Source organism: Nevskia soli (assembly GCF_903970205.1).
Lineage (GTDB): Bacteria > Acidobacteriota > Terriglobia > Bryobacterales > Bryobacteraceae > Bog-113.
Genome location: NZ_CAJCHS010000265.1, coordinates 1 through 5,522 on the forward strand (window position 1 = coordinate 1; position 5,522 = coordinate 5,522).

Sequence of the window (5,522 nt, forward strand, 5' to 3'; positions counted from 1 at the left end):
TCTGGGCGGATCAAGGCGATGTCTGCATTTCTTCCAGTAGTATAGGCCATCAATGGACACGAGACAATGTCTGGCCTATACTACTGAGCATGTCCACCCTCAAAGCCGCTCGGCGCGAGCCCGCGCCCCGCGACCAGCAACGCCTGTTTGATGTCGGAATCAGCGATCTCGCGGACCTGCGAGAGCAAAAGGAGGCTCTGATGACGAAAGCTAAAGCGCCCAACACCCTGCGCGCTTACAAGCACGCCTGGAAAGGTTTTCACGATTGGTGCGGGATGACGGGACGCAACTCCCTGCCCGTCGATCCGGAGACTATCGAACTATTCCTGACCTGGGGCGCGAACGAACGCGGCTACCGCAAAGAGACACTGGCGCTCGCTTTGTCCGCAATTCAAGACAAGCACTTGTCGGCAGGTTATCCGTCGCCCCTGACCGCTAGCGTGCGCGCGGTTCAGGCCGGCATCGTTCGCGAGCGGCGGGAAGGGTTCAACGGCAAGGATGCGGTGCGTGTTGAGCATCTGCGAAAGATTTGCCGCCGCCTGTCGGCGGACGACGATCCCATTCACATTCGCGACCGTGCGATCATCCTGGTCGGCTTTGCCTCGGCGTGGCGGCGCTGCGAACTGAGCGCCATGCAAGTCGAGCACGCGAAGTTCGAGAAACAGGGAGCGCGGTTGTGGCTTCCGTATTCGAAGGGCGATCAGGAAGGCAAGGGCGAGGAGACAGAACTGGTGTACGCCAAGGACCCGAAGATTTGTCCCGTACGCGCACTGAAAGCTTGGCTCAAGGTTCGGGGTTTGACACCAGGACCGATGTTCTGTTCCTGCAACCCGCTGCGCGAAATTTTGTACCAGTCGATTTCCGGCCAGCGGATCGCGGACATCGTGAAAGCGGAGTTGAAGCGAATCGGCGAGGACCCGAACAAGTACGGCGCTCACTCGCTGCGTTCGGGCATGATTACCGCCGCTGCCCGCCGCAACGTGCCATTGCCGGCGATCATGCAGCACTCGCGCCATAAGCAGGTGCAGACCGTCATTCGCTACGTTCGCCGCGAACTGCCGTTTCGCAGGAATGTGTTGGCAAGAGTGCTTTAGCTGATGTCGCCCTAGGCAAGAGTAAGAGCGCGGAACCGGCGAGTATGTCCACCCCCAGATTTCCGCGCTCTTTGTTTTGGCCGCTTGGGACCAGCTACCAGTCTCGCAAAAAAGACTAAAGCCTTGGGAGATGGAGGCCGGCGACTTGCAGGCCGAACAGTATGACCACCGCTATAAATGGCAGCGTCAGAATCAGGTTCACGATGAGGAAGGCGAACATCACCTTGAAGATGTACCTCACCAACGTCAAAACGGGAACGTCCTCATCGAAAATGGTGCCGAGGGGCGCTGGGTGACTCGCATACGTGGGTGTTGTTCTGGCTGGTGTTGTGATTGAATACATGATCGTTTCCTCTACTCCGTGACTGACCAATTGTGCGCCCATTTGGGCGACCGGCGATATGGACTAAGGGGTACTTCCAGTCTGCTCGTCATTTCCGCTGCAAGCTCACATTCTGCACGAGCCGCGCGCCGGGCACGCTCTTTTCGGCTTCGATGGCGAGCCGGATCGCGTTCTTATCCGGAGCCGCGGCCGGCGTCTTCGGCTGCCGGAGGAACTCCTTCGGTAGGAGTTTCAAATCGAAGACATCGACCGAGACCGGACACGGCGACGATTTGAACTCGTGATGGAAGCCCGGCGCAAAGCTGATGTTCGCCTGATCCATCGTTTCGAGAACCCGCTCTTCGATGCGCTCGATGCGCCTGGCCCAGAGACGCTTGCGCGTCTGCCAGGCGGCGATCTGCTCGTCGCATTCTTCGATCCGTTCATCCAGGCGCGAGAGCACGCCGAAGGCCCGGTCGATCTTGGTCTTAGTCTGGTATTCGGCCTCCCGATGGACGCGCGCCGTGGCGCGTCCTGTTTTCTTGGGAGTGTCGGGCGTGCGGGCCGTGTTCGGGATCACCGCATAAAGCTGAGGAGAGCGAATCATCGCGCGTTCTTCTCCTGCGAAATGTAAACCGTCAAGCCGGTGGCGCGCACATCTTCGCTCGTGTAATCGAGGGTCGCGCCCTTGCGTGCGGCGTACGCGCGCGTTTCTTCCCAGGCGTCGAGCGAAGCGCACAGACAACTCGCCAGCCGCATGGCGACGGTCGGAAGCTGCGGAGCGAGCGCGTTCGCTCCCGTGGTGGCCGGAGGCTGGGGAGCGCGCGGCGCGATCGTGCGAACGTTCGCCCCATTCGCCCCGTTCGCGCGTGGTTCCACCGGCGCGATGGCGGCGGGGGGTGGAGAAGGCAAACGGGCGTGGATCTCTTGGGCGTCGCTGAGGCGCTGCGCCCGATAGACGAACGCGGTGCCCTTCTTTTGCTTCAGTAGCTCGACCGTCTCGCCGACATCCGGCCGGAGAGAAGCAAGCGCATCGCGGCCGCTCTCCGGCAGATAGATGAAACACGGGTTGCCCTGGTGGATGACGTTGAAGCGGTACTCAACGCCGTTGAACTTCGAGTTGCACTCCTGCCCGAAAACGGTTTCCATTTCGAGCAGCAGAGGCACATCGACAATCGGTGCAATTTTCTGTCTTTGCATTGGTGTATCTCCTTACTTCAATTCTATCAAGAGGGGGTGCCGTTAACAAGCAATGGCAGTACCACTGAGCACCGTTTAGTTCTACACTGGCGGAATGGCTACACAAACCGCAAAGACGCCGGGAACCAACGGCAAGATTGCAGCAGACACCGGGCCGTCGAGCACCGGAAGACAAACGATTGCAGCGCCCGCGCAGGACGCGAAGCTGGTCACTTACGTGCGAGGCAACATCGAGCCGATCGTGGCCGGTCTGATCGCGATGTCGGCCCACGCGGGCGAGGAGCGCGACTGGCAGACGATGAACGAATATCAAACGCTGGCCGGGCAACTGTCGCAACTGGGGGGACTGGGAGAGACGCTGGGCCGGCGCACAGAAACGGCGCGCGCGATGGCAGCGGGAGCCGGGGCCCGGTGAGTCCCATCGGGCGCGACGGCCTGCTGGCGGCAATGGGCAGCGCACTCGATTCGGTACTTCGCTCGGGCGAGGAGCTGGGGATCGGACGCGAGGTTGATGGCGAGCTGAAAGCGAACCTGGTCGCGGCCCGCGCGCGCGTCGAGTTGCTGCGAGCGCTGAATGCGATCGACATGCGGCATCAGGGCGATTACGCTGGGCAACCGCCCGATGCGGCGCAGGCGGCGGCGGCTGGCGCCTAACGGGTGGGAAGCCAGTCCCGCATCTTGTGGAGCGTTTGCGGCGTGGGACCTGAGTCATGTAGCAGCGAGCCGTCCGGAAGGATTTGATCGACGCTCACGCCGACCTCCAGAAACAAAGGGGCGAGAAAGTAGTGCCGGTGGCACTCCACATATTTGCCCTCCGAGCACATGAGACACGTCACGTTGCGGAGCGGGAGCATGCCTTGGATCTCCGAGCGCAGCCGCTCATAGGGGAGTGGATGTTTGCCGCCCAGCTCGCCCCGGTGCTGATACTCGATCCCCAGCTCGTCGAGCGCTTCGGCCATCCGGCGCGCATTGAAGTGGGGACAGAAGCGGCTCTGCGGATAGTTCCGGACGTCGATCAGCCGCTCAACCCCGTGGCGCGTGAGGAGCGCGGCGAAGTCCAGCCAGGGGTGTCGGGAGTGCCCGACCATGAGAATGCGTTGTGGCTCGCCGGATGCGCTGGAATCGCTATCCTGAGCGGTCGGAAACAGGATCGGTTGCTGGGTCATGGTTTCCGTCCTTCCGGTTGAAAATTCGCTTTGCGAATCATTTCGTCTCCTGTCGCACGCGCATAAGATCCTGTTTGGCGGCATTGGCGAGCATCGCGTTGCGGAGATCCCGGCAGAGGCCTTCGAGCAGACCGAGCTTGTCGGCCCAGACCCGCGCGTCGCTCTTGGCGACGTCGTTCATGAGCGCGATCTCGGCCGGGGTGACCAGCGAGGCCAGGCGCCCGGCGCGCTCCATGAAGCGCGCGATCTTCGAGACCGCCGCCTTCTCCTCGTCCGTGAGTGTGGCTTGCGGCTTGAATAGTTCGATCTGGTTTTCCTGGTCGAGAATCGCGCTCGCCACTTTCTTGAGCGCCTGGGGATTCGGACAGCGGCCGTCTTGAATGTGACGCCAGAGGATAAACTGGCCCTCCGCCGAAAGCCGGCTCATCTCGAACGCCTGGGTGGGAGTGACCGCCCCTTTCTCCAGGCCTTCGAGCAGCGGACCGGCCAGCTTGAGGAGAGCCAGCCGATCCTTGATGCGCCACGGCTGGGTGAAGCCCAGCAGCGCGGCCAGCGTCTCGACCGTGTGCCCTTTGTCGATGAAGACCTGATACGCACGCGCCTCTTCGGTGATGTTCAGATCCTCGCGCTGGAGGTTTTCAAGCAGCGCCAGCTCCGCGACCTTCTCATCGCTTAGATCGCGCACGATGGCCGGAATGGTCTTCGTGTCCGCTATCCTGCTCGCCCTCAGTCTTCGTTCGCCCATTACTACTAACCATGTTCCGTGAACGGAGGGCCGCTTCACAACTGTAATTGGCTGCAATAGCCCTTGCACCCGAATGGATGCGGCCAAGTCTTCGAGCGCGGCCATCGCGAAAATTTTGCGCGGCTGTAACGGATTCGCGTAGACTTCCGACAGCGGAAGCGCCCGCGTCGGCGGGGTCATTGGGCACTCTCCCAGTGCCAGGCCGTGATATCGGTGACCGGGTGCCAAATCTTCTCTTCGAGCGTGCCGCCGTATCCGGCGATCATGTCGAGGCATTCTTCCTTCTCGCCCTCGCAGATCACGATGCGGTGTTCGTCGATCACGCGAAAGAGGCCGGAGGGTTCGTCATTTTGTTGCATTGGTGTATCTCCTTACTTCTATTCTATCAAGAGGGGGTGTCGTTAGGAATAGAAGGCAGTACTTGAGAGACACAGTACAAGGGAAGGAAAGAAACGCGACGCCGCAGCCACTTTGGGAGATACGCACGGCGTCGCGGAGCGGGGGCGTCCTGCATAGGGCCCCCACTCGAACCTATTCGAACATGCCCTTCTGCCGTTCGCCGCCGAAGATCGGCGAGTCCTCGATCGAGCGCTTGCCGCGGTCGATGCGCTTGCGGCTTTTCTGCGCCAGCTCGGCCGTGAGGCGCTCTTTGGTGAGCTGGGCCTGATGCGCGCTCACGTCGAAGACCGATCGATAGGCTTCGCACTCTTCGCAGTACTTGTACCCGTGGGCGTCGCGGCCACACAGATCGCAGACCGTCTTCTCGGGCTCCGGCAGGCCGAAGCCAGGCGCAGCGCGCCAGGGGCCGGTCATGCGACCCTCACTTCCCGGCCGAACGGAGCCGTGCGCCGAGCGTGGATCGGAGCGACCCAGAGAACCGGATACGGCGGCTCTTCGGGAGCCGGGCCGTACAGATCCGTGAAGTAGACGCACGCCAGCGGATCGAGGCGTTCGGCTTCGACGTAATCGAAGACCGGCTGAAAGGCCGTGCCGCC

Annotated in this window: 11 protein-coding genes; 3 read left to right on the forward strand and 8 right to left on the reverse strand. The window is 61.7% G+C overall.

The window, feature by feature from the left end; translation table 11 throughout:
• Nucleotides 1–89: 89 nt before the first annotated feature.
• Nucleotides 90–1,094 (forward strand): site-specific integrase, encoded by a 1,005-nt coding sequence (locus H1Y01_RS11975; RefSeq protein ID WP_180540753.1) that lies wholly within the window; start codon nucleotides 90–92, stop codon nucleotides 1,092–1,094.
• A gap of 115 nt (nucleotides 1,095–1,209) precedes the next feature.
• On the opposite strand, the gene H1Y01_RS11980 is transcribed toward H1Y01_RS11975, so the two are convergent.
• From H1Y01_RS11980 to H1Y01_RS11990, 3 genes are all read right to left on the reverse strand, one after another.
• On the reverse strand, nucleotides 1,210–1,437 hold the full coding sequence (locus tag H1Y01_RS11980) for a hypothetical protein (protein WP_180540754.1): 228 nt from the start codon (nucleotides 1,435–1,437) through the stop codon (nucleotides 1,210–1,212).
• Nucleotides 1,438–1,525: 88 nt separating this feature from the next.
• Nucleotides 1,526–2,023, reverse strand: a complete 498-nt coding sequence (locus tag H1Y01_RS11985; protein ID WP_180540755.1) for a siphovirus Gp157 family protein — start codon at nucleotides 2,021–2,023, stop codon at nucleotides 1,526–1,528.
• Nucleotides 2,020–2,616, reverse strand: a complete 597-nt coding sequence (locus H1Y01_RS11990; RefSeq protein ID WP_180540756.1) for a hypothetical protein — start codon at nucleotides 2,614–2,616, stop codon at nucleotides 2,020–2,022. Before H1Y01_RS11990 ends, H1Y01_RS11985 begins: the two co-directional genes overlap by 4 nt.
• A gap of 94 nt (nucleotides 2,617–2,710) precedes the next feature.
• On the opposite strand from H1Y01_RS11990, the gene H1Y01_RS11995 reads away from it, so the two are divergent.
• Together H1Y01_RS11995 and H1Y01_RS12000 are read left to right on the forward strand one after the other, a co-directional pair.
• Nucleotides 2,711–3,031 (forward strand): hypothetical protein, encoded by a 321-nt coding sequence (locus H1Y01_RS11995; RefSeq protein WP_180540757.1) that lies wholly within the window; start codon nucleotides 2,711–2,713, stop codon nucleotides 3,029–3,031.
• On the forward strand, nucleotides 3,028–3,270 hold the full coding sequence (locus tag H1Y01_RS12000; RefSeq protein WP_180540758.1) for a hypothetical protein: 243 nt from the start codon (nucleotides 3,028–3,030) through the stop codon (nucleotides 3,268–3,270). Before H1Y01_RS11995 ends, H1Y01_RS12000 begins: the two co-directional genes overlap by 4 nt.
• Here the strand turns inward: H1Y01_RS12000 and H1Y01_RS12005 are convergent.
• The 5 genes from H1Y01_RS12005 to H1Y01_RS12025 form a co-directional block, all read right to left on the reverse strand.
• The gene (locus H1Y01_RS12005; RefSeq protein ID WP_180540759.1) at nucleotides 3,267–3,782 is read right to left on the reverse strand and encodes a DUF488 domain-containing protein; all 516 of its coding nucleotides are present in this window, start codon (nucleotides 3,780–3,782) and stop codon (nucleotides 3,267–3,269) included. The two genes, H1Y01_RS12000 and H1Y01_RS12005, sit on opposite strands and share 4 nt — an antisense overlap.
• A gap of 37 nt (nucleotides 3,783–3,819) precedes the next feature.
• The gene (locus H1Y01_RS12010; protein ID WP_180540760.1) at nucleotides 3,820–4,707 is read right to left on the reverse strand and encodes a ParB/RepB/Spo0J family partition protein; all 888 of its coding nucleotides are present in this window, start codon (nucleotides 4,705–4,707) and stop codon (nucleotides 3,820–3,822) included.
• Nucleotides 4,704–4,886, reverse strand: a complete 183-nt coding sequence (locus H1Y01_RS12015; protein ID WP_180540761.1) for a hypothetical protein — start codon at nucleotides 4,884–4,886, stop codon at nucleotides 4,704–4,706. Before H1Y01_RS12015 ends, H1Y01_RS12010 begins: the two co-directional genes overlap by 4 nt.
• A 172-nt stretch (nucleotides 4,887–5,058) precedes the next feature.
• Nucleotides 5,059–5,340, reverse strand: coding sequence for a hypothetical protein (locus H1Y01_RS12020; RefSeq protein WP_180540762.1), 282 nt, complete (start codon nucleotides 5,338–5,340; stop codon nucleotides 5,059–5,061).
• Nucleotides 5,337–5,522 (reverse strand): VWA-like domain-containing protein (locus tag H1Y01_RS12025; protein WP_257644444.1); only part of this gene is annotated, 186 nt, incomplete at its 5' end. The genes H1Y01_RS12025 and H1Y01_RS12020, both read right to left, overlap by 4 nt.